Origin of the sequence: Planococcus sp. SE5232 (assembly GCF_050686535.1) — a bacterium.
GTDB lineage: Bacteria > Bacillota > Bacilli > Bacillales_A > Planococcaceae > Planococcus.
Map to the genome: position 1 here is coordinate 482,719 of NZ_JBOGCP010000001.1, position 21,982 is coordinate 504,700.

The window sequence follows — 21,982 nt, forward strand, 5'->3', positions numbered from 1 at the left end:
AAGTTAAACAAATGCCCTTGATTTTTTAAAATAGAAGAAGTATAATTTCATGGTTTTGAATGTCAGTATATAAATAATATTCCCAGGGGGGTGAACATAAATGAAAAAAATCAGAGGACGAATGGATGAAAGCATCCTGGTATGTGTTTTTTACGGACCGAATGGTGAACGTTTGATCAACCGGGGTAATAGACTTGCCACCATGCTGGATTGCCCATTGTACATTTTAACGGTGGATTCGACATCCGTTGACGAATTTGACGCTGAAAAAGCATCTTATATTGAGCGATGGAGAGAATTGGCTGAAGAATACGAAGCTGAAGAGTTTATTGTTCGTGATAAAGAAAAGCGCCCCTCTGCAAAAGTGATTGCAGAAGTGGCGCACGAATTTAATATTACGCAAATTGTCATAGGACAGACCGCGAGAAGCAGATGGGAAGAAATTACGAAAGGTTCATTCCTGAACATGCTGCTTCGTGAAATTCCGTTTGTTGATCTTCATGTCGTCTCATTGGCTCGTACAGTGAAGGGCGTTGAAGGGGACGAATTTGAAAAAGGTGTACGCTGTTACTTGGTAAAAGATGGAGACAGCTACAAAATCAATTTCACCCAATCGAAAAACTGTCAGCTTGAAGGGATTTTCTTTAAGGAAATCGGTACCGATTTCGATAATGGTATCTTTAAGTTCATGCATGACAATAAGTTGTATCAAGCGGAAGTGACGGAAGACCGCATTGATTTGCCGGAAATCATCGACAAGTGCCTGGAAAAAGAATTAGTGAAAAAATAAATAACAACATAAAAGACCGCTTCGCTATCGAAGTGGTCTTTTATTTACCCAAGAGGAGAGATAAAGAGTCATGAAGAAAACCAAAAGATTGGTACCGCTTATCCCATCGGAACTGGAAACCCGCTCGTTTACAGCAGCCATAGATGAGTATTACATAAGCAATTGCAGAATATCGCAGGAAACCATAGATTTCAGTTCTGAAGAAGCACTTCATATCGACAATGTGGTCTTTGAAAACGTTAACTTCCTGGAAACCAGTTGGCCACGCTCTGAATTTGTTGATGTCGTTTTTTTGAATTGTGATTTATCGAATGCGGATTTGAGCCGCGCCGTCTTTCACCGAACAGAATTCCGAAACTCGAAACTAGTGGGAACCAATTTTGCTGAAGCAGGAATTCGCCATACACTTTTTGAAGAGTGTCTCTTGAATTACGCCACATTTGGTTTTTCTTTATGCAATACGGTAAGTTTCGTCTCTTCTTCCATGCGCTTTGCAGACTTTTACCAAATGGAGCTGAAGACCAGTGAATTTCGCCTGTGCGATATGAATGAGATCAATTTCACTGAAACCAGCTTAAAAGGCATCGATTTAAGTACGAATACCTTCGACAGCATCCAAGTGTCGATTGAGAAACTGCAGGGATGCAAGGTGTCTCCGGAGCAGGCCATAGCTTTTGCCCGGCAGATGGGAATGATTGTAGAAAATAACTAATATTATAGAAGGAACACGAAAAAAATGCCCGACAGTTTTGAGCTGTCGGGCATTTTTTTGCTGGTATTGTCTCTTTTGTTTTCTTTATTTGCTTCAGTGCTTGTCGGGGCTAAACGGCTGCTTGCGCTTTTCTTGTTACCGGACACCTTTCATGAAGCCTTGGATGCGTGGTGCGAAGATGAACAACAGGATGCTGAGGACGATCGAAGCGCCCCCGATGATTCCGAAGTACATCATTTCGTTTTCCACTGTATAGAATTTGACCAATTGTGCGTTGATTGCCTGAGCTGCTGCGTTGGATAGGAACCACAGGCTCATCGTTTGAGCAGAAAAAGCAGCAGGTGCCAATTTGGTTGTTGCTGATAGTCCCACCGGAGACAGGCAGAGTTCGCCGAGTACAACGATGAAATAACTAAGGACAAGCCAAAGTGGATTGACTAATGCTGCTGGTCCTCCGAAGTAAGCAGGCAATAGGATGACCAGGAAGGACAATCCGGCAAACAACAGGCCAAGTGAGAATTTTTGTGGAATCGACGGTTGTCTGCTTCCAAGTTTAACCCATAGCCAAGCAAAGACTGGAGCCAACATGATGATGAACAACGGGTTCAAAGATTGGAACCAGGCAGGGGAAATCGAAATCCCTGCAAATTCAAGATCCGTGCGTGTATCCGCGTATGCCGCAAGGATGGTTGATCCCTGTTCCTGGATTGCCCAGAACATGACGGATGCGATAAACAATGGAATGTATGCCAGCAGATGTGAACGTTCCACTTCTGTTGTTTTTTTGCTGCGGTACATAACTGTGAAATAAGCGACGGGAATCAAAATGCCAAAAATACCGACAATCGCTACAAAGCTGTCAAAAGTCAATAATCCAGTTGGAATACCGATTGCAACTGCTGCTGCAATGACCAATGCGCCGATTGTAAAGATTTTAATCGTTGTTTTACGTTCTGAAGGCAATAATGGATTTGGCACAACCGTTCCTGCCAGACCAAGGTTTTTCTTCTTGGTAGCGACAAAAATCACTAAGCCCAAGAACATGCCGGCAGCGGCAATACTGAACCCTAAATGGAAGCTGATGTTCATTCCGACAGTACCGACAATTAACGGCGCCAGGAAGCCCCCCATATTAATACCCATATAGAAGATACTGAATCCGGCATCGCGGCGATCGTCATTATCCGCGTAAATTTCGCCTACAACACTGGATACGTTCGGTTTCAATAAACCGGTACCGAGAACGATCAAGACCATGGATACGAAAAATAAAGCGAGGTTACCTGGAATCGCTAATGCGATATGTCCAAGCATGATGAGAATCCCACCATAAAAGACAGCTTTTGAAGTGCCGAATATCCGGTCAGCCAGCCAACCGCCGATGATTCCGGACATATAAACGAGTGATCCATAAATGGACATGATGGATAAAGCAGTCGTTTGATCAAGTCCCAGACCGCCATCGGAAATTTCGTAATACATATAAAAAACCAGGATGGCTCTCATTCCATAATAGGAGAACCGTTCCCAGAATTCTGTAAAGAATAACGTGAAAAGCCCTTTTGGATGGCCAAAAAAGCCTTTTTGAGGAACACTTTTAACAATCTCTTGCCGAGAATACTTTTCAGACATTACACTAACCTCCATTTGTTTATTCTAACATAATACTTTTTTTAGTTAAAAAAATCAAAATAAATTTCATGAGTAGGTATATAGGTGTTATTTTGGATTTATTAAAGGATTTTAATCTAGTTCAAAATGAATATACTTTATTAGAATAGTTATTAAATTCAAATTAGTGCTATTTATTAATTTTATCCGAACTTTACGAGGCATAGTTTGATCGGCAAGAGAATGATTGAAGAAGGCACGGCATTTGGAAGATTTAGAACAAATTTTACTGGCGGGTTGTCGAAGACCCAGTGGAGGATTCACCTGACTTTTATAGGTGGTATGGCATTTAAAGGTAATTAAACGATGAAGTGTCTATTTACCTGTCAATTTAAACAACTTTGAAATTGGTAAATTAAGTAACTATAAAAACCTATTTAATTACCATATTTAGTAATCTCTAGTTAGTGTTCACTAATTATTCACACTTTTTTAAAGAATTATCCAAAAAAGATTGTGAAAAAGCGCAAGGTGCAGTATATTTAAAATAGTTAGAAAATTATTTAGGGAGCAGGAGTATAAATGAAACAGTTGAGTAAACGCATCAAGGACTTAAGGGAAGCAAAAGGACTATCTACTGAAGAGTTGGCAGAAGCAATCGGCTTTGCGAAAAGTACGGTTTGGGCTTATGAAAGTGGAAAGAAACAAGTGTCTGTAGTGCATCTCGAGAGGCTTGCCGATTATTTTGAGATATCTGTCGACAGTTTGTTGGATCGCAACGAACGGACAATCAATGTGGATCTTCAAAATACCAGTTTTTTAAATGATTACAATCTCATGTTGGATGACCAGCCGTTGAATCAGAACGAACTTGCTGAAGCTGCATCTTTCATTCAAGTTAAACGCCGTATGGGTAGTTACGGTGTCGCATCGAACTGACTTTCCATAAGCCCGCTTAAAATGCTCATTCCTTTTCGAGGGAGTGGGCATTTTTTTGTTTCATGAAGTCCATAGAAGCTCAGTTAAGAATCCAATGCTCTGCTAAGTCCTGTTTATTTTATGCTTCTCGGGGAAGACATAAAGTATAAAATAGGAATACAGGAGGCTGGATTAATTGAGTAAAACAATTTTTATCACAGGAGCCGGTAGCGGTTTGGCAAAAGGAACAGCATTCGGACTTGCAGAAAAGGGGCATAAGGTTATAGCGCCAGTGGAAACCGCTCCGCAGGTGACAGCATTACGTGAGGAAGCTGCTGCAAAAGGTCTGGAATTGGATGTTTTCAAAATGGACATCAAAAATCCACAGGATCTGGCACAGATGCTCGAATACGATTTTGATATCTTCGTCGCTAATGCAGCCGTAAATGAAGGTGGGCCGCTTTCGGAGGTGCCGATGTCGAATTTCCGGGAATTATTCGAGGTGAATGTCTTCAGCACGTTGGAAACGGCGCAGGTTGCTGCACGTAAGTTCGTGGATAAAGGAAAAGGAAAAATCATTTTTATGTCTTCAATGGCAGGAATAATGGCGACGCCTTATGTCGGGCCATATACGGCAACCAAGCATGCAATCGAAGCGATAGCGACGACGATGCAGAAGGAATTGGAAGGTCACGGAGTACAAGTGGCGACCATCAATCCAGGTGCGTTTGCGACAGGTTTCAATGACCGCAGTGCGGAAGCGAAATGGAAATGGTACAACGAAGCCATACATTTCACGCGGAAAGAGGACATGGAAGAGGCGGATAAAGCACTGGAAAATCAGTATGATCCCGAAGAAATGATTGCGAAGATGGTGGAAGTCATCCCTCTGGATACACATAAATTCCGCACTGCCTTCCCAGAAGAAACAGAAAAGCAGATGAAGGAAGAAGAAGCGAAACGCTGGGAAATGGAAATTTGAAGGGGAGATGAGCATGGAGTCTCAAGCCGAGATTGTCGCTATGCTGGAAGAAGGAACAGCAGATCTTCATACTGCCTGCAAATTATTCGATTCACTGGAGACCGTAGATTTGGAATCCCTTCTCGGAACCTGGAAAGGAAAAGAATTTCATACGGGCCATCCACTGGATGGGTATTGACGAAATTAAGATGGTACGGCAAGGAATTCCACGACGCGGACAATGTGGATCCCCTGCTTTTTGAAATCAAAAAAGGAAAAGTGGTAGCGGTTGATCCTGTGCCGTTCCTGACAAAGCAGAAGCTATCGGAAGCGGCAGGCGGTGAAGCCCGCATGCGGATGGTTGAGTTCCGCGGCAAGGTAAGTGCAACCATCATTTATGACCATTTGCCAATCCATGATCATTTGCGGAAAATCGCTGATGGAAAGTTGCTCGGCATGATGGATCTTAAAGGAGATAAGCAGCCTTTTTTCTTTTTGCTTGAGAAATTGGAAAAATAAAGAATCGTCCTGAGAGCTTAGGCTTAGGGGCGATTTTTTGTCTCTGTGAAGCAATACTTTCCAAGATTTAACCGAAGAAAAAGGTGCTAAAATGTGGTAAGCTAACTCATACGATACGAGTATTAGGAGTGTTCAATTTTGTTGGAAAGCGCAAAGAAATTACTGCAGTCCCATTTTGGTTATGAGTCTTTCCGGATCGGCCAGGAGCAAGCCATTACGCAGGTATTTGAAGGCCATAATTCGATTTGTGTCATGCCGACAGGCGGAGGCAAGTCCATGTGCTATCAAATTCCGGCGCTTGTCATGGAAGGGACCACAATTGTCGTGTCGCCTTTGATTTCATTGATGAAAGACCAAGTGGATGCACTTTTGGCAGCTGGGATTCCCGCTGCTTTTATAAACAGTTCCCTCGATTTTGATGAGGTGAGGGAAACGCTGATGGATGTGCAGCGCGGTGCCATCAAACTGCTGTACATTGCGCCGGAGCGATTGGATTCGGAAATGTTCCTCAATGAGTTGCAAGGAGTCCATGTGCCGCTGATTGCGGTCGATGAAGCTCACTGTATCTCGCAATGGGGTCATGACTTCCGCCCAAGCTACCGTCTGATCAGCCGTATGACGGAATTGTTTCCGAACAATCCGACAGTCTTGGCCTTGACGGCAACAGCTACACCTCAGGTGCGCGAAGATATTTGCCGGATTTTGAACATCGAAGAACAGCATACCATCATGACCGGATTTGAACGGGCTAATTTGACGTTTTCCGTCATACGCGGCCAGGACCGGGAGCGGTTTGTGAAAGAGTATGTAGAGAAAAATGATAAAGAAGCAGGCATTATCTATGCAGCTACTCGAAAAACAGTGGATTCGGTTTATGAAATGTTATTGAAAAAAGGCATTAAGGCGGCAAAATACCATGCAGGCATGCCGGATCATGAAAGAAAGCTTGGCCAGGAGCGATTCCTGAATGATGAAGTGACCGTCATGGTTGCGACCAATGCATTCGGTATGGGAATCGATAAATCCAATATCCGATTTGTCATCCATTATCAGCTGCCGAAGAATATGGAAAGTTATTACCAGGAAGCGGGGCGTGCAGGACGGGACGGGTTGCCGAGTGAGTGTATCGTTCTCTATGCATCGCAGGATGTTCAAACTCAGCGTTTCCTGATCGACCAGGCCCAAGATCCGAGCCGCATTCCAGGAGAACTGGTGAAATTGCAGGGGATGGTCGATTATTGCCACACCGAAAATTGCCTGCAGCAGTTTATCATCCATTATTTCGGTGATACGGCAGCAGAACCATGCGGCCATTGTGGGAATTGTTTGGATGACCGGGAAAGTCTGGATGTCACAAAAGACGTCCAAATGGTTCTGTCTTGCGTCATCCGCATGGGGCAGAAATTCGGTAAGGCGATGACAGCACAAGTGCTGACAGGGTCGCGCAATAAAAAGGTCTTGGATTTCGGATTCGATAAACTGTCGACATACGGAATTTTAAAGCACCAAAATGCCAAAGAAGTGTCGAATTTAATCGAATTCATGATATCCCAGGAACTTTTGGCGGTCGAGCAAGGCTCATTCCCGACCATCTATGTACCGGATGGAGGGCGGGATGTATTGCTGGGTAAGCGACAGGTTCTGCGAAAAGGAGCAGTTGTGACGAAGCGCATTGCTTCAAATGATCCTTTATTTGAAGAATTGCGCGTGGTTCGGAAAAGTTTGGCTGATGAAGCGGGAGTTCCACCTTTTGTTATTTTTTCCGACAAGGCATTGCAGGATATGGTGGCGAGAAGACCGAAAAATGATGCCGAATTTTTAGAAGTCAACGGAGTGGGCGCCAATAAGCTTGAAAAATATGGTGAAGCATTTTTACAGGCGATCCATTCTTTTGATGCGATAAATAACTGAATAAATATAAGTGCAAAAACTCCGTATAAAACGGGGTTTTTTTATTTATAAATTATCAGACTTGTATAATTATGCACTTAAATATAATGACTTCAGATAATTTCAATCGGATAAAATGGAAGCGTTTTCAACGGAATCATGGGGTTTTAGTCGCAGAAATTCTATTTTTTTACTTGGGGGAATTGTATATATATTCAGACTTATGATATACTATCAAAACATTATGACACATGAGTGTAATGAAGGAGGCGGTTTGATGAGCAAGAAAGAGTATCCAATCCCACAAGGGCTGTATCATCCAGATCAAGAGCACGAAGCGTGCGGGATAGGGATGATCGCCAATATTAATGGGGAAAAGTCACATGCAATCGTTCAAAATGCCATAAATATATTGTGTAACCTGGAACATCGCGGCGGTCAATCATCCGATACAAGCACAGGCGACGGCGCTGGAATTTTAACTCAGATTCCCCATCGTTTCTTCTTGAAGCAATGTGAGAAAGAAGGCATTACATTGCCTGAAGAAGGAAAGTATGGAATCGGTATGCTCTTCATGCCACAGGATTATGACCTGCGAATGAAGACAAAAGAAATGATCCATCAGATCGTTCAGGAAGAAGGACAAATTTGTCTTGGATGGCGTCCAGTTCCAGTGAACGATTCATTCGTTGGTAAAGTCGCTTCAAAAACTAAGCCTGTTATCCGACAAGTATTTATCGGTGCTGCGCACGGATTGGAAAACCGGATTGATCTTGAACGCCGGTTATATATTATCCGCAAGCGGATCGAACAAGCCATGGTCGGAAAAGAAGAGTTTAAAGATGTATACTTCAGCAGTCTTTCAGCAGGGACCATCGTCTATAAAGGCATGCTGATCCCGGAACAGCTGGACTCGTTTTATATTGACCTCAACCATCCCGAATTTAAATCGGCCTTGGCTCTCGTCCACTCTCGTTTTAGTACGAATACCTTCCCAAGCTGGCAGCGTTCACACCCTAACCGTTATTCAATCCACAATGGTGAATTTAATACCTTAAGAGGAAATGTCAATTGGATGCGTGCCCGTCAGATGCTTTGTGCATCTCCTGCATTCACTGAACAGGAGCTTCATAAAGTTTTGCCTGTCATCGATGAAACCGGCAGTGATTCGTCCATGTTCGACAACTGCTTTGAATTTTTGCATTTGTCTGGAAGGTCTCTGGCGCATACAGCGATGATGATGGTGCCGGAACCTTGGGTCAATGATCCAACCATCAAACAGGAAAAACGTGATTTCTACGAGTATCACAGCACATTAATGGAACCTTGGGATGGGCCGGCTGCACTCGTCTTCACTGACGGTAAACAGATTGCGGCTTGTCTTGACCGCAACGGCCTTCGCCCGGCACGGTATTATGTGACAAAGAGCGGCATGATCGTCATGGGTTCAGAAGTCGGCGCATTGGATATTTTTGCGGATGACATCATCTATAAAGATCGTCTGCGCCCAGGTAAAATGCTGTTGGTCGATTTAGAGGAAGGCAAAATTATTCCTGATGAAGAAATCAAACTTCAAATTGCAGGAGAATTGCCTTATAAAGATTTCATTGAAAAAAATATGTTCGATTTGGATGATCTGCCAGAACCAGTGAAGCCTTCGAACTCTGACAATGCGCAACCTTTGATCAAACGTCAGCTGGCTTTCGGTTATACAATGGAAGAAGTCCAAAAAATCATCAAGCCGTTGGCAACCGACGGTAAAGATCCTGTCGGTTCAATGGGTTATGATTCCCCATTAGCTGTTTTATCGAAAAAACCACAGCTTCTTTATAATTACTTTAAGCAATTGTTCGCCCAAGTCACTAATCCGCCAATTGATGCGATTCGTGAACACATTATTACTGCAGCACGCACTACGATCGGTGCGGAAGGGAATCTGGTTCAGCCGACTCCTGAAAGTGCCCGCCACATTCGATTGGAAACACCAGTTTTAACGGATGCGGAACTTGAGAAATTGCGTCAGCAGGATATCCCTGATTTCAAATCTGCCACGATTTCGATTCTGTTCGACAAGAATGCTGGAGCGAAAGCCATGGAGCAAAGATTGGACACGATCTTTGAAGAAGCGGATCAAGCGCTTCGAGAAGGCGCCACATTGCTTATTTTGTCTGACCGCGGCGTAAACGAAGAATTTGCAGCAATTCCTGCGCTTCTGGCTGTTTCAGGTTTGCATCATCACCTGATCCGTAAAGGAACCCGTACACAAATGAGTATTTTGCTGGAATCTGCAGAACCACGTGAAGTCCATCATTTTGCGGCACTTCTCGGCTATGGAGCAGAGGGCATCAACCCTTACTTGGCTTTTGATACGATTGAGAACCTAATAGAAATAGAAGATATTCCGAATATGACTTTCGAAGAAGCAGAACAGACATACGTACAAGCCGTTACAGACGGCATCATCAAAGTTCTGTCCAAAATGGGTATCTCTACCATACAGAGCTACCGTGGAGCACAAATATTTGAAGCTGTCGGTATCCATATGGATGTCATCGACAAATACTTTACGCGTACTTCTTCACGCCTTGGCGGAATCGGCCTCGATATCATTGCCAAAGAAGTTCTCCTAAGACATGCAGCAGCTTATCCGGTTGCTCAAGGAGACGATCAGGCATTGGAGTCGGGCGACGAATTCCAATACCGTGAAAATGGAGAAAATCACCAATACAATCCGAAAACGATCCATACGCTGCAACATGCGTGCCGGACCAATAATTACGATGTCTTCAAGAAATATACGAATCTTTTGACTGATGAGAAAGCCAACCTTCAATCATTGCGCGGCTTGATGTCCTTTAAGAAACAAACGCCGGTGCCGATTGAAGAAGTGGAAACCATCGAGGAGATTTGTGCGCGCTTTAAAACAGGCGCCATGTCTTATGGTTCCATCAGTAAAGAAGCACACGAAGCACTCGCTGTCGCAATGAACCGTATCGGCGGCAGAAGCAATTCAGGAGAAGGCGGAGAAGAAGTTTCCCGTTTTATCCCTGATAAAAATGGCGACAATCGCCGCAGCGCCATCAAACAGGTGGCATCCGGACGCTTTGGCGTAACCAGCCATTACCTTGTAAACGCCGACGAAATTCAAATCAAAGTTGCCCAGGGAGCGAAGCCGGGAGAAGGCGGACACTTGCCAGGCAAGAAAGTGTATCCGTGGATTGCAGAAGTACGCGGTTCTACTCCAGGTGTTGAATTGATTTCACCGCCTCCGCATCACGATATCTATTCGATAGAAGATTTAGCTGAATTGATATTCAACTTGAAAAACGCAAATCCAGATGCACGCATAAGCGTAAAATTGGTATCGGCAGTAGGTGTTGGAACGATAGCAGCCGGTGTAGCGAAAGGCCGTGCAGATGTCGTATTGATCAGCGGCTACGATGGCGGAACAGGAGCGGCGCCGAAAACAAGTTTGAAACATACAGGCCTGCCATGGGAAATCGGTTTGGCTGAAACGCACCAGACTCTTCTATTGAATGGTCTGCGCGACCGGATCGTTGTGGAAACAGACGGCAAGATGATGACTGGCCGCGATGTAGTGACAGCGGCTCTCTTAGGCGCAGAAGAATTCGGTTTTTCAACCGCCCCTCTCGTCGTACTTGGCTGTGTGATGATGCGCGTCTGCCATTTGGACACTTGTCCTGTCGGCATTGCGACGCAAAATCCGGAGCTTCGTGAGAAATACGGCGGAGACCCGGAACACGTAGCGAATTTCATGCGCTTTATCGCACGTGAAACACGTGAGCTGATGGCGGAACTTGGCTTCCGTACAATTGATGAAATGATCGGCCGTACTGATGTTATCGAAGCCAATCAGGCAGTGGATCACTGGAAAGCTGGCGGCATCGATTTGAGTGCCTTGTTGTATCAGCCGGATCTTCCTGAAAAAGTAGGACGCTATGCAACCATCAAACAAAATCATGAGTTGGAAAAAACGCTGGATTATCAGGAGCTATTGCCGCGTTGCCGAAAAGCCATTGAAACTGGCGAGCGCGTAGAAGTGGCGACAGCGATCCGCAATATCCATAGAGCGGCAGGAACAATTGTCGGCAGTGCCATTTCGAAACGCTATGGCGCAGAAGGCTTGCCTGAAGATACGGTCAACTTGAACTTCCAAGGGTCTGCCGGACAAAGTTTTGGGGCATTCATTCCAAAAGGAATGTCGATGAACCTGATCGGTGATGCCAACGATTTCGTCGGAAAAGGTTTGTCAGGCGGTAAAATTACGGTTTATCCAGCATTGGATTCAACTTTCCTTCCGGAAAACAACATCATCATTGGGAATGTCTCGTTCTACGGTGCATCTGCCGGTGAAGCTTATATCTATGGCGTCGCTGGGGAACGTTTTGCAGTCAGAAACAGCGGAGCAAAAATTGTCGTTGAAGGCGTTGGTGATCATGGCTGTGAGTATATGACAGGTGGACGGGTAGCGATTCTGGGACAAACCGGCAAAAACTTTGCGGCCGGTATGTCTGGTGGAGTAGCGTACGTACTTGATGAAGAAGGTACGTTCAGTGAACGCTGCAATGCAGAAATGGTTCATCTGCAGCCGCTTGCCGATCCAGCAGAAATCGAAGAACTGCGTGAAATGATTCAAAAACATGTTCATTATACAAGCAGCGCCAAAGGAACCCGTCTACTGGCGCATTGGGACATTTATACTTCTAAGTTTGTACGCGTCATTCCAAAAGCCTACCTGCAAATCAATGAACGAATCAACAAATTGCAAAGCAGCGGCATGGCGAAATCCGAAGCGGAAATGGCTGCTTTTGAAGAAAGCAAAATGGCTAACGCCGCGAAATAGGAAAAGCGAAAGTGCCTGTTCAGCTCTGACAGGTGTAAGATGAGCTGGCGAAGTGGCATGTTTTCAGCCGCACAGCCAGATCGGCTTACATCCCGAAGAGCTAGGCACTGGAGTCTAGACAAAAGAAAAGCGAAAGTGCCTGTTCAGCTCTGACAGGTGTAAGATGAGCTGGCGAAGTGGCATGTTTTCAGCCGCACAGCCAGATCGGCTTACATCCCGAAGAGCTAGGCGCTGGAGTCTAGACAAAAGAAAAGCGAAGCACCCAAAAGCAGAACTGAAATCACAATCAAATAAAAAATCCAGGTTCTCGTGAAAATAGAGAAACCTGTAGATTTCAACATGAGAAATCGTGAGTAGGAGGGAAACAATGGGGAAACCAACAGGATTTATGGAATATGGCAGACAAACAGTCAAAGAGCGCCAACCGGCTGAACGGACAAAAGATTGGAATGACTATACAATCCCTTTGTCGAATGAAGAAGTGGCAAAACAAGGCGCGCGCTGTATGGATTGTGGAGTGCCGACTTGCCATACCGGAATGGAACTGGACAATGTAACGACCGGTTGCCCTGTAAACCATCTCATCCCAGAATGGAATGATCTTGTTTATCGCGGACAATGGAAAGAGGCGTTGCACCGCGAGCACCTTAAGAATAACTTTCCAGAATTTACAGGGACGGCTTGTCCGGCACCTTGTGAAGGAGCATGTGTATTAGGCATCAATGAACCGCCTGTAGCCATCCGCACAGTGGAACGTTCCATTATTGAGCGTGGGTTTGCGGAGGGTTGGGTTGTACCCGAACCACCTAAAACGCGTACCGGAAAAAAAGTTGCGGTAATTGGTTCCGGTCCGGCCGGACTTGCTGCAGCGGCTCAATTAAATAAAGCAGGACATCTGGTGACGGTATTTGAAAAAAGCGACCGCGTAGGTGGATTGCTGACATACGGGATTCCAGAGATGAAATTGTCATACGATATGGTGACGAGACGCGTAAATTTACTTGAACAAGAAGGCATCACTTTCATTACGAGTGTAGAAGTAGGGAAAAATTATCCTTCTTCGAAATTAAAGGAAGACTTCGATGCGGTTGTCATGTGCACAGGTGCAACCGTTCACCGCAATATTGATGTAGAAGGCCGTGATTTAGAAGGTGTTCATTTTGCGATGGACTTTCTGCATGCCAGCACGAAAAGTCTGTTGGATTCAAACTTCGAAGACGGCAACTTCATTTCGGCTAAAGGCAAGAACGTCATCGTCATTGGAGGCGGAGATACGGGAACAGACTGTTTAGCGACTTCTGTTCGCCATGATTGCGAAAGTCTTGTACAGTTTGATGTCTATGATAAAAAAGGTGCGATTCGCGATGAAAAGGGCAATCCATGGCCCCAGTATCCGAAAGTTCACCGTATTGAATATGGCCATAAAGAAGCGGCTGCAACTTTTGGCGAAGACCCAAGAGCTTATGCAGTCATGACAAAGAAATTCGTCGGCAACGAAGAGGGACAAGTCAAAGAAGTTCATACCGTAAATGTGAAGTTGAAGATAGATGAAAAAGGCAATCGGATCCGCGAAGAAATTCCAGGTACAGAAAAAGTATGGAAAGCGGATTTGGTCTTGATTGCCATCGGTTTCAGCGGACCTGAACAGGACTTGATTCAGCAGCTGGAAGTAGAGACTGAAACGAATTCAACGGTAAAAGCAGAATACGGAAAATACACTACCAATGTAGAAGGCGTGTTTGCGGCAGGAGATGTCCGCCGTGGCCAAAGCCTGATCGTTTGGGCCATTAACGAAGGCCGTGAAGCCGCGCGTGAATGCGATCGGTTCCTTATGGGAACCACTGTATTGCCATAGTAAGTGCACAAAATGAATATTTTGAAAGAAAGTAGCAGTTGAACTCATCAGTGAGTTCAACTGCTACTTTTTTATAGTGAGAAGTTATAAATCATTGCATATGAAGTTCTCGAAAACATTAGTATGGACAAGTGAAGCTTTAATAATGTCTATTTGCTTACAAAGCGCTTCCGAAAGATTTCGACAATGTAAAGACTGTGTCTTTTATCTAAATAGTGCAATAACAGGTTGTGCGAAATGCCTATAAAGTATATACTATAGAAGGCGAGAGATGGTATTTTAAGTCAATTTATAGTGACATGTTATTCACGTTCACTCATAAAAGATTGGAATTTCATGCGCTGCTAATAACAAATGAAATAGGAGGAATAAATATGTTTAAAAAGAGTTTAGTTGCTGTATTATTTTCGTTGATCATGGCAATGGTATTGGGTACAAGTGCATTTGCAGCAGAAGATTTCCAACCTATAAAATACTATAATGCAGAAGAAGTTACACCAGAAATTGCTAAGGCATTAATTGAGGTAGAAGAAACAAATGCGAAAATTTTCAATGAAATTGAAAAGGCAGTTGTGAAATATGAAAAGATGCACGACAAGTACAACGAAGAGCTAATCAAGCACCAAGATTCAGCAAAACAAGCTAAATTAACTGCGAACTATGAAAAGAAGTCCGATGAGTTAATTAGTCAGCTGAAAGTGAAAACTGAAAAAATGACACTCAAAGGAATTGAAAAGGCTGAAAAAGCTGGATTAGTAGTGGAAATGTATTTTGTAGACGTTAAGTTTGCTGATCGTACCGAGGCAATTGATCCAATTCTAGTGGTTGGCTGGTAATGAAGGTGTCAAAAAAATAATAAATAGAGTAATATGAGAGTATAGAGAGTTTTCTATACTCTCATATTTTCAATAGAGGAAGTGTATCTGTGAAAGGCTTGGACATATTAGCAGATGGTTATCTTGAAAAAGTGAATAATGGTGCAACGACGCTGAGTCTTTTGGGACGCGGAAACGGTATTGAATTAATGAAACAGACGATATTGAAAGACAGTATATTTGTGCTATTTCCTAGTCAAGATAAAAATGCTCAAGAATTTTTTTATATTTTGAGTGGTGAAATTGAGGCTAATATAAATGGAGATACAATAAAGCTTGGGCCAGATGACTTTATTTCTGCCAAAAACCTTGAAGGTACAGTACAATTTAAAACTTTGGCTGACCTGACTTTTTTATCTATTTCCACTGTCCCTGTTTTTCATTATTTAAGTAATATAGTAAGTAAGTTAAGAAGTATTGGAGAAGCTGTTGAAAAAAAAGATCGGTACACCTTTAACCACAGTGCACGTGTATCCAATTATGCGGTAAAGACCGCTTCTAAAATGAACTTGAGAAAAGAACAAATGGAAAATTTGTTGCTAGCGTCAATCCTTCACGACATTGGCAAAATCAATATTCCGGAAGAAGTTCTCAAAAAGCCAAGTAAATTAACAAATGAAGAATTTGAGATGGTCAAAAAACATCCTGGGGATGGGGCTGCCATGATCCGTGATACACCTTACGCAGATATTGCAGATATTGTCGAGCAGCATCATGAGCGCGTCAACGGAAGAGGTTACCCGTTCGGGTTAAAAGGTGACCAGATTTTAGTGGAAGCAAAAATTATCGGCGTATGTGACACTTTCGATGCGATGACTGAAGACAGAGCTTATCGGTCAGCCTTTACTGCGGAATATGCGATGGCTGAGATTAACAGTCTGATCGGAATTCAATACGATGAGGAAGTTGTGAAGGCTTTCGAACAGGTTTTAAAAGAAGAAGGAAGACTAAGTTCATAGATGCTGAACCCAGACACCCAAGACAGTTCGAGGTGTCTTTTATTTTGCTCAAAATGTTTAAAAACATGCAATTTAGTCAATACTTTATACACAGTGACTATACAAAAACGAAGAGGAGAGATTCAAATGGCCAGAAATTCATCAGGTGGCATGTTCGGTAAACTTGTATTGATCGGTCTTGGTGCATTAATCGGTGCAGCAATGACGCAGCAGAAAACTGAAACAGGCGGAACTTCTCAAACCAGCAAAGCAGATATGAAGAATAACATCAAAAAAGGGCTCGATCGTTTGAATGAGCAATCCGGCGGTATGGTTGATAAAGTGAAGCCAACGGTCAACAAAGCGGTTGAAAAAGTAAAAACAGCAATAGATGCGCAACAGGATATGATGAACAAAGAGAAAGACGCTTTGGATAAAGCCAATAAGACGCTTCAGGATGATGTGGGCGGAAATGCAGATAAAGACAGCAGTTCAACCGATAAGTCCAAAACAAGTTCTACAGGCAATGTTTCTCCTAATACTGACAAGCCAACGGGCGGAATTTATGGGGGAAGCACCGAATATACAGAGTCCTTGAAAAAAGATGTATCAGACGATTCATCGAAAAAGGATGATTCAACATATGGTAAAACAAACACTTACGGAAGTTCTTCTTCCGAAGCCAACAAACCATACGGGGGAAGTACCGAATATACAGATTCCCTGAAAAAGGATCTATCGGATGACTCTTCAAAAAAAGATAGCTCATCCTCAAATGATTCAACATTCAAAAAGTAAGTTTGGTATAATAGAACTAGGATAAGCTATGTTCGTTTCTAGAAACGGCATAGCTTTTTTCTTAATTCTTTTTTGTCTGAATATTCTATGCATTGAGGGGGTTGTTCGTTTGTTTAAAACATATTCAACAGGGGCATTTTTTGACGAAATGTTTACACCGCAAGGAAAACCGAAATCACATTACCGAAAATTCTTCGATGTACTTCAGCGGTTTTCGGAAGAAGAGCTGAGAGAAAAGCATGAGACAGCTCAATTATCTTTTCTAAGGCAAGGTATCACGTTCACTGTATATAACAATAATGTCGGCACAGAAAGAACGATGCCTTTTGATTTTGTTCCAATCATCATTCCATCGGAAGAATGGGAAATTGTTGAAAAAGGAATGATCCAGCGAGCGGAAGCGCTCAATCGATTTTTGGAAGATGTATACAATGAAAAACGTATTCTGCAGGATGGCATTGTTCCAAGGCGGTTAGTCGAAGAGAACCCATACTATTACGAAGAACAGGTGAAAGGGATTGATATCCCACTGAAAAATCACATCTTTTTAGCTGGAATTGACCTGATCCGGGATGAGAATGGCAAATATCATGTGCTGGAAGATAATTTGCGCAATCCATCCGGCTTGTCCTACGTATATCAAAATCGATATGTCATGCGCCAGGTTTACCCCGAGTTTTTCGCCAGTCAATCGGTTCATACCCTCGAGCACCAGCTTTCCCATCTGCATCAAGCCATATTGGATCATGCACCGGAATCGAGAAAAGAAAAGCCTTTTGCTGTTTTATTGACACCGGGGATGTACAACTCTGCCTACTACGACCATGTATTTTTAGCGCAGCAGATGGGGATTGACTTGGTGGAAGGCAGGGATCTGATCGTCAAAAAGAATATCGTCTATATGAAGTCGATCAGAGGCTTGAAGCGTGTGGATATCATCTACCGTCGGATTGATGATGATTATTTGGATCCTGAAGCGTTTCTGGCCGACTCAGCATTGGGTGTTCCCGGATTGTTGCTGGCCTATAGGAAAGGCAATGTAGCTATTCTTAATGGCATCGGTAATGGCGTGGCAGACGATAAAGCCATCTATGCCTATGTCCCGGATATGATCCGCTACTACCTGGATGAAGAACCCATAATCGATAATGTCAAAACTTATCTATTGGATAAGCCGGAAGAGCGGGAGTGGGTATTGGATCATTTGAATGAATTAGTAGTCAAAAATGTCGGTGCTTCGGGTGGTTACGATATGCTGGTTGGACCACATGCGTCGGAAGAGCTCATTGAAAAATTCCGCGAAAAAATCATTGAAGCCCCTCACCAGTACATTGCGCAGCCGACCATCAAATTATCGAGGGCTCCTGCATACCAGGGAGAAGAGTTTTATCCCTGCCATGTCGATTTAAGGGTTTTTGTGGTCCGGGGAGTTGATACGCATGTAATGCCAGGCGGACTTTCGCGGGTTGCCTTAAAAGAGGGCTCACTCGTTGTAAACTCTTCGCAGGGTGGCGGAGGGAAGGATACATGGGTGTTCAAGAAAAGAGAAGAAGAGGGGGACGCCTGATGCTTAGCCGTGTAGCGAATTCTTTGTATTGGATGTCGAGAAATGTTGAAAGGGCGGAGAATAACGCCCGTATACTGGATGTGCAATTATTGCAGATGATTGAAGCCGCTGATGAAGAGCTGATTCGGGACAGTGATTGGAAGCTGATTTATGAAATTTGTGCTTCGACGGAAACAATGGAGCAGATCAAATCGATGCCCAGTTACCAGGAAGATCAGCTGGTCCATTATCTGGCAATGGAAGAAACCAATTTCAATTCCGTTGCGAGCTGTGTAAAAGTCGTTCGCGAAAATGCGAGAATCAGCAGAGACCATATTCCCGATGATTACTGGGAAGCCTGGAACGGTTGTTACTTGGCTTTAAAGGAAATGGATCAGCAACACTGCACAGTCAAAGAAATGCGTGAATTTCTTGAGCAGGTCAAACTGACCTCTCTGACCACTCAGGGCATTGTAGAATCTTCCATGTCGCGGGGGGTAGCTTATCAAATCATTAAAATCGCCAAATGGTTGGAGCGTGCGGAGAAAACAGCGCGTATTTTAAACGTGGTTTGTGAGCGGACAAGAGAGCGGGTGCTCGAAGCGCAATCCGAAGATTATTATTATTGGCTGGCTGCTTTACGGATGACCAACGGCTATAATGCCTATTTGAAAATGAATCCTCCTCAGATGAACCCAAAGAAAGTCCTGACTTTCCTGATTGCCAATACGGATTTCCCGCGGTCGATCCGCTACTGCCTGACTCACGTCCGCAGAGCTATCGATGAGCTGGAAGGCGGAAAAATTTCTCATTATTCCTGGGAGCTTTATGCAAAGTTGGACCAACTGCAGGAAGAGTTTGAAGAGATCAATATTGATGAGCTTGATTCAGACGAAATTATGGATTTTCTGAATGAATTTCAGAACGGCTGCAATGAAGTCGGACAGATTTTTTCGAAAACCTATTATTTAAGCGACTCCGAGACAAAACCGATGAAGTCCAGCCAATCACAGAGCATGGGCACGAAAGGAATAACATCTATGAAATATAAAGTTGAACATACGAACATTTTTGAGTACGAAACCATTGTGGATCAAAGCATGAACTCGATTCGCTTAAAACCGAGAACCGATGAATGCCAGCGCCTCTTATCGTATCGGGCAGAAATTACACCGGCTTCCTTAACTAAAGAGCATATCGATATTTGGGGGAACCACGTGGAAACCTTTTTTATTGCAGAACATCATCAGCATCTGGAAGTGAAGACGACTTCAATTGTCAGCATTCAAAAAAGTCCATTTATTCACCGGATTGATTATTCACCAGAAATGAGCGCCATTTTTCATTCGCAATTATTCGGTGAACATTATCTGGCATTTTTAAGTAATACGGCTTATACGTATTTAACGATTGAACAAATGAGCCAAATTGACCGGGAACTGGGAATAATGAAGAATCCAGTCCAATACGCAATTGATGTGATGGAATACATTCACCAGCATTTCACCTATGATGGGGAATCGACGACTGTCACTACGAAGGCGGAAGAATCCTTTGAGCTTAGAAAAGGTGTTTGTCAGGATATTACGCATGTTATGCTTGGCATCCTGCGCAGCAAGCATATACCTGCCCGTTACGTCAGCGGCTACCTGTATGTGGGTGAAAACTCTGCGCTGGTCGGAGACGCAGCAAGCCATGCTTGGGTGGAAGTGATGGTGCCAGGCATTGGATGGGTCGGCTTGGATCCGACAAATAACGTAGAAGCATTGGAAAACCATATCCGTGTCGGAGTTGGACGGGATTATAATGATGTCAGCCCGGTTCAGGGCGTTTACCGTGGGGGCAGCCAGTCATTGGATGTTAAAGTTTCGGTGAGCTTGATGGATCAATAAAATAGGTGTGGCTTACGAAAGGGCATCTTCAATCTGCAATAGCCGTTGAAAGGGGATAAATCTTAATAATCGTTTAACGGCAGAATTTTCTAATCCGTGCGATAATAGAAGAACCTGAAATTTTTGAACGGAGATGGAGAGCGAATATGAATACTAAACAATTTAAAGAATACGGCATAAGTGAACCAATCGTAAAGGCCCTTGAGGGGCTTGGCTATACAGAGCCGACAGAAGTACAGAGAAAAGTTCTTCCTGTCGCATTTTCAAAGACTGACATAACAGTAAAGTCCCAAACAGGCAGCGGGAAGACTGCAGCATTCGGTATTCCAATCTGTGAACTGGTTGATTGGGAAGAAAATAAACCCCAAGCTTTGATTTTGACGCCGACCCGTGAATTAGCAGACCAGGTAAAAGAGGATTTGACGAATATCGGGCGCTTCAAACGCATTAAAGCAGCGGCAGTTTATGGCAAACAGCCATTTGCCTACCAGCAGGCTGAACTCAAGCAAAAATGCCACGTTGTGGTGGGTACGCCAGGCCGAGTGCTTGATCATATCGAACGCGGAACACTGAATTTGGAACGGATCGAGTACCTGGTTCTGGATGAAGCGGATGAAATGTTGAATATGGGATTTGTAGAGCAAGTGGAAGCAATCATCAACAAATTGCCGAAGCAGCGCACTACGATGTTGTTTTCAGCAACTTTGACTGAAAACGTAGAAAAGCTTCAGAAAAAATACATGATCGATCCCCAGCATATAGAAATTGCTTCTGCGGAGAACCTGACAGCCAACATTGATCATTCGCTGTTTGTTGTAGCGGAACAGAAAAAGTTCTCCTTATTGCGTGACGTAACCATCGTCGAAAATCCGGATAGCTGCATTATTTTTTGTCGGACCAAAGACAATGTCGATTTTGTCATGGAGCAATTGGAAAAGCATTATTACACCTGTGATAAATTGCATGGCGGCATGCTGCAGGAAGACCGTACTGCAGTCATGAACGATTTTAAACGCGGTGAATTCCGTTATTTGGTGGCGACCGACGTCGCTGCCCGTGGAATTGACATCGACAGTATTACGCATGTCATTAATTATGACCTGCCAATGGAAAAAGAAAGCTATGTCCATCGTGCAGGCCGTACAGGCCGCGCTGGAAAAACAGGAAGAGCGATTTCATTCGTTACACCAAACGAAGATAAATTCCTGGCTGAAATCGAAGATTATATCGGATTTGAGATTCCGCGCAGAACAGCTCCTTCACCTAGTGAAGTGGATGAAGCGATGCAGGCATTTACAGAAAAACTGGAAAGCCGTCCGAAGCTGAAGAAAAATAAAAATGAGCAAGTCAATAAAGATATCCTTAAACTGTACTTTAATGGCGGCAAGAAAAAGAAGCTGCGTGCCTTTGATTTCGTCGGAACACTCACAAGTATTCCAGGTGTAACTGCTGAAGACATCGGGATCATCAAGATCCAGGATACGGTAACTTATATCGATATTTTAAATGGCAAAGGACCAATGGTGCTGAAAGCCATGAAAGATAAGACGATAAAAGGAAAAACATTAAAAGTGCATAAAGCCAATAAATAAACAGGGAGCACGAGCTGAATAGAGCTCGTGCTTTTATATTTCCCAGAAATAAAAGAGGGCTGTATCATTTGGAATAGTATAAAAGTCTTTTTAAGTGCCATTATTTAGGTTCAAATAAGAGTCTGTTCAATACTTATGTCACACAATGAAGCCGTATTGTAATGAAACATGCCCTTTATTGTTACGTGTCTGTAATATTCCCGTGCTATTTTAGTTGTACT

15 protein-coding genes and 1 pseudogene are annotated in these 21,982 nt (G+C 43.5%); 15 read left to right on the forward strand and 1 reads right to left on the reverse strand.

What is annotated here, in order from left to right; translation table 11 throughout:
• Nucleotides 1–100 precede the first annotated feature (100 nt).
• Both ACRC6Q_RS02265 and ACRC6Q_RS02270 read left to right on the forward strand, forming a co-directional pair.
• Nucleotides 101–790, forward strand: coding sequence for a universal stress protein (locus tag ACRC6Q_RS02265; RefSeq protein ID WP_431465717.1), 690 nt, complete (start codon nucleotides 101–103; stop codon nucleotides 788–790).
• A 70-nt stretch (nucleotides 791–860) separates the two neighbouring features.
• Entirely contained in the window at nucleotides 861–1,502 is a 642-nt protein-coding gene (locus ACRC6Q_RS02270) for a pentapeptide repeat-containing protein (RefSeq protein ID WP_431465718.1), read from the forward strand.
• Nucleotides 1,503–1,637: 135 nt separating this feature from the next.
• Here the strand turns inward: ACRC6Q_RS02270 and ACRC6Q_RS02275 are convergent, their stop codons facing one another.
• A complete protein-coding gene (locus tag ACRC6Q_RS02275; RefSeq protein WP_431465719.1) occupies nucleotides 1,638–3,134 on the reverse strand; it encodes a peptide MFS transporter in 1,497 nt (498 codons plus the stop codon).
• A 561-nt stretch (nucleotides 3,135–3,695) separates the two neighbouring features.
• Here ACRC6Q_RS02275 and ACRC6Q_RS02280 point away from each other — a divergent pair.
• The 13 genes and pseudogenes from ACRC6Q_RS02280 to ACRC6Q_RS02340 all read left to right on the forward strand — a co-directional run bounded on the left by ACRC6Q_RS02280 (nucleotide 3,696) and on the right by ACRC6Q_RS02340 (nucleotide 21,761).
• Nucleotides 3,696–4,052, forward strand: a complete 357-nt coding sequence (locus tag ACRC6Q_RS02280) for a helix-turn-helix domain-containing protein (protein WP_223640906.1) — start codon at nucleotides 3,696–3,698, stop codon at nucleotides 4,050–4,052.
• 175 nt (nucleotides 4,053–4,227) lie between these two features.
• Complete coding sequence (locus tag ACRC6Q_RS02285; protein ID WP_223640903.1) at nucleotides 4,228–5,013, forward strand: SDR family oxidoreductase; 786 nt, start codon at nucleotides 4,228–4,230, stop codon at nucleotides 5,011–5,013.
• 40 nt (nucleotides 5,014–5,053) lie between these two features.
• Nucleotides 5,054–5,208: pseudogene (locus ACRC6Q_RS02290) on the forward strand (GXWXG domain-containing protein); the annotation flags it as partial.
• Nucleotides 5,209–5,343: 135 nt separating this feature from the next.
• Entirely contained in the window at nucleotides 5,344–5,511 is a 168-nt protein-coding gene (locus ACRC6Q_RS02295; RefSeq protein WP_431466317.1) for a DUF4334 domain-containing protein, read from the forward strand.
• Between the two features lie 138 nt (nucleotides 5,512–5,649).
• Nucleotides 5,650–7,422, forward strand: a complete 1,773-nt coding sequence (gene recQ / locus ACRC6Q_RS02300) for a DNA helicase RecQ (protein WP_431465720.1) — start codon at nucleotides 5,650–5,652, stop codon at nucleotides 7,420–7,422.
• Between the two features lie 256 nt (nucleotides 7,423–7,678).
• Nucleotides 7,679–12,265: a glutamate synthase large subunit gene (gene gltB / locus ACRC6Q_RS02305; protein ID WP_431465721.1), complete on the forward strand. Its 4,587-nt coding sequence runs from the start codon at nucleotides 7,679–7,681 to the stop codon at nucleotides 12,263–12,265.
• 367 nt (nucleotides 12,266–12,632) lie between these two features.
• Nucleotides 12,633–14,120 (forward strand): glutamate synthase subunit beta, encoded by a 1,488-nt coding sequence (locus tag ACRC6Q_RS02310; RefSeq protein WP_223640858.1) that lies wholly within the window; start codon nucleotides 12,633–12,635, stop codon nucleotides 14,118–14,120.
• Between the two features lie 374 nt (nucleotides 14,121–14,494).
• Nucleotides 14,495–14,956: a hypothetical protein gene (locus ACRC6Q_RS02315; protein WP_223640855.1), complete on the forward strand. Its 462-nt coding sequence runs from the start codon at nucleotides 14,495–14,497 to the stop codon at nucleotides 14,954–14,956.
• Nucleotides 14,957–15,045: 89 nt separating this feature from the next.
• Nucleotides 15,046–15,954, forward strand: a complete 909-nt coding sequence (locus ACRC6Q_RS02320; protein ID WP_223640852.1) for an HD domain-containing phosphohydrolase — start codon at nucleotides 15,046–15,048, stop codon at nucleotides 15,952–15,954.
• Nucleotides 15,955–16,080: 126 nt separating this feature from the next.
• A complete protein-coding gene (locus ACRC6Q_RS02325; protein WP_431465722.1) occupies nucleotides 16,081–16,731 on the forward strand; it encodes a hypothetical protein in 651 nt (216 codons plus the stop codon).
• 109 nt (nucleotides 16,732–16,840) lie between these two features.
• Nucleotides 16,841–18,298, forward strand: coding sequence for a circularly permuted type 2 ATP-grasp protein (locus tag ACRC6Q_RS02330; RefSeq protein ID WP_223640834.1), 1,458 nt, complete (start codon nucleotides 16,841–16,843; stop codon nucleotides 18,296–18,298).
• Nucleotides 18,298–20,169: an alpha-E domain-containing protein gene (locus ACRC6Q_RS02335; RefSeq protein ID WP_223640831.1), complete on the forward strand. Its 1,872-nt coding sequence runs from the start codon at nucleotides 18,298–18,300 to the stop codon at nucleotides 20,167–20,169. Before ACRC6Q_RS02330 ends, ACRC6Q_RS02335 begins: the two co-directional genes overlap by 1 nt.
• 146 nt (nucleotides 20,170–20,315) lie before the next feature.
• Entirely contained in the window at nucleotides 20,316–21,761 is a 1,446-nt protein-coding gene (locus ACRC6Q_RS02340; RefSeq protein WP_431465723.1) for a DEAD/DEAH box helicase, read from the forward strand.
• Nucleotides 21,762–21,982: the final 221 nt, after the last annotated feature.